The organism is Thiocapsa sp. (assembly GCF_011390875.1).
In the GTDB taxonomy this organism is placed as follows: domain Bacteria; phylum Pseudomonadota; class Gammaproteobacteria; order Chromatiales; family Chromatiaceae; genus Thiocapsa.
On the sequence record NZ_JAABRP010000372.1, the window covers coordinates 1 to 2769 of the forward strand.

The window sequence follows — 2769 nt, forward strand, 5'->3', positions numbered from 1 at the left end:
GATAGCCCAAGCCGCGGCGACCCCGAACACCAGGTTTACCGGCACCGAGATGGCTGCCACCAGCAGCGTCAGCCGCACGGACGCCAAGGCATCCGGGTCGGTGATGGCCGTGAGATAGGTCAGCCAACCCTTGCGCAGGGCCTCCGTGAAGACCGCGATCAGCGGCATCAACAAGAACAGCAGGAAAAAGCTCAACGCCGCCGTCAGGATCAGCCACTTCACCCAGTCCGTCTCGCGGGTTGCGGGATTGGTCTCGTAACGACGGGCATCGCCCCGCCCGTACACGACGCCGGCGGCAGCCATCAGCGATTTCTCCCGGTCCGCTTCGCACCCCAGGCCTGCAACAGGTTGATGGCCAAGAGCATGAGAAAGGAAAAGACCAGCATGACGACCGCCACGGCGGTCGCGCCGGCATAGTCGTACTGCTCGAGCTTGGTGATGATGATGAGCGGCGTGATCTCGGACACCATCGGGATGTTGCCGGCGATAAAGATCACCGACCCGTACTCGCCGACTGCCCGGGCAAAGGCCAGTGCGAAACCGGTCAGGAGAGCCGGCAACAAGGTCGGCAGCAGTACCTTGGTGAAGGTCTGCAGGCGGTTGGCGCCCAGGCTCGCAGCGGCCTCTTCCAGCTCGGTCTCGAGGTCTTCGAGGATGGGTTGAACGGTGCGCACCACGAAGGGGACACCGATGAACACCAGGGCTACCAGCACACCGAGCGGCGTGAAGGCGACCTTGATGCCGAGCGGTGCGAGCAGGCTCCCGATCCAGCCGTTGCCGGCATAGAGCGCGGTGAGGGCGATGCCGGCCACGGCGGTGGGCAGCGCGAAGGGCAGATCCACCAGTGCGTCGATCAGCTTCTTACCCGGGAAGCTGTAGCGAACCAGCGCCCAAGCCAACATCAGACCGAAGAGCGCGTTGATGGCCGCCGCCAGCAGCGAGGCTCCGAACGAGAGCTTGTAGGTGGCCACCACCCTTGGGGAGGAAACAATGGCCCAGAACTCGCCCCAGGATAGGGTCGCCGTCTTGATGAAGACCGCCGACAGCGGAATCAGCACGATGAGCGACAGATAGACCAGGGTGTAGCCGAGTGCGAGGCCGAAGCCGGGCAGCACGCGGGTCTGGCGCGTCGGGTTGAAGAAGGTCGCAACGCCCATTATGGCTTTACCGGGTTCGGACCGAGGGTCCCGACATCGACGAAGGGCCTGGAATCCAATGTCATGGCAGCGGGTCTCGGGGTTCGGATAACAACTGCAGGCTAGTGCAAGACGCACCGCGCTGGAACCGTCGAATCATGCTTTGGTTATCAGGTTTCACGATAAGCGCGGCTGTCGCGGGGTTGCGCCGAGCCGCGCCTGCTGCGTCGCCGGTGATACCCGTAAGGCCGAACCGATGCGAACGCGCTCGCGTCGCGCAGAACGCAATTAAACCGCGTACAGAGCGACATGCTCACTTTCGAGTGAGTTCGACGTTTGGTGAATCCACGACCCTTCGCGGGGGACGCGGTTTAAAATTCAATATTTTTTAATATCTTAAACCGCGCCGGCTCCAACGGTCGTCAAGTCTGCCGGGGCCGATCCCATCCAAAAACACCGCATACCGCGCTGGGCGCGGTTTAAATCGAAAAGCTTTGCGGATTTCGTGATTGGGCACGGCTCGACGAAGGTGCTTCAATCCGGGTCTCGATCCCTTTTCGACAGTCAAAAGGACCAGACCATGACCGTCACATTCCCTCCGAAATCCATCCTCGCCGCCGTGCTGGGCCTGTCGACCCTCGGCATCGCGCAGGCCGACACCACGCTGCTCAACGTCTCCTACGACCCGACACGCGAGCTTTACCAAGAATTCAACCCGGCCTTCGGCAAACACTGGGAGAAGAAGACCGGCGAGACGATCAGGATTCAACAATCGCACGGCGGGGCCGGCAAGCAGGCGCGCGCGGTCATCGACGGACTGGAAGCCGACGTCGTGACCCTGGCGCTGGCCTACGACATCGATGCGATCGCCGCGCAGGGATTCCTGGCCGATGACTGGCAGTCGCGACTGCCCCTGAACAGCTCGCCCTACACCTCGACCATCGTCTTTCTGGTCCGCAAGGGTAATCCGAAAGGCATCAAAGACTGGGGAGACCTGGTCAAGGAGGGGGTCGCCGTGATCACGCCCAACCCCAAGACCTCTGGCGGTGCGCGCTGGAACTATCTGGCGGGCTGGGCCTGGGCGGAGAAGGAATACGGCGGCGACGAGTCCCGGGTGAAGGACTACATCGCGCGACTCTACAAGAATGTCCCGGTGCTCGATTCGGGCGCTCGCGGCTCGACCACCACCTTCGTGCAGCGCGAGCTCGGCGATGTCTTGCTCTCCTGGGAGAACGAAGCATTCCTCGCACTCAAGGAGTTCGGCGAGGACAAATTCGAGATCGTCGTCCCATCCCTGTCGATCCTCGCCGAGCCGCCGGTCACGGTGGTGGATCGCACCGTGGACAAGAAGGGAACCCGCGCCGTGGCGACGGCCTATCTGGAATTCCTCTACTCGCCGGAAGGCCAGGAGCTTGCCGCCAAACACTTCTATCGTCCGACCGACCCGGAGGTCGCGGCACGCTACAAGGAGCGGTTCGTCCAGGTCGATATGGTGACGATCGAAGACCTGGGCGGCTGGAAGGCCGCGCAGGAGAAACACTTCGCCGACGGCGGCATCTTCGACCAAATCTATAGCGTTCGCTGACTAAACCGCGTCCAGAGCGACATGCGTCGTTTTCATTGTTCGTTTAGC

Annotated in this window: 2 protein-coding genes and 1 pseudogene; 1 reads left to right on the top strand and 2 read right to left on the bottom strand. The window is 62.3% G+C overall.

Annotation, left to right across the window (positions count from 1 at the left end; genetic code table 11):
- Together cysW and cysT are read right to left on the bottom strand one after the other, a co-directional pair.
- Nucleotides 1-303, bottom strand: a pseudogene (gene cysW, locus GPT33_RS18540) (sulfate/thiosulfate ABC transporter permease CysW); the annotation flags it as partial.
- Nucleotides 303-1157 (bottom strand): sulfate ABC transporter permease subunit CysT, encoded by an 855-nt coding sequence (cysT, locus tag GPT33_RS18545; protein ID WP_296812058.1) that lies wholly within the window; start codon nucleotides 1155-1157, stop codon nucleotides 303-305. The pseudogene cysW and the gene cysT, both read right to left, overlap by 1 nt.
- A 559-nt stretch (nucleotides 1158-1716) precedes the next feature.
- Between cysT and GPT33_RS18550 the strand changes: the two genes are divergently transcribed.
- A complete protein-coding gene (locus GPT33_RS18550; protein ID WP_296812062.1) occupies nucleotides 1717-2721 on the top strand; it encodes a sulfate ABC transporter substrate-binding protein in 1005 nt (334 codons plus the stop codon).
- Nucleotides 2722-2769: the final 48 nt, after the last annotated feature.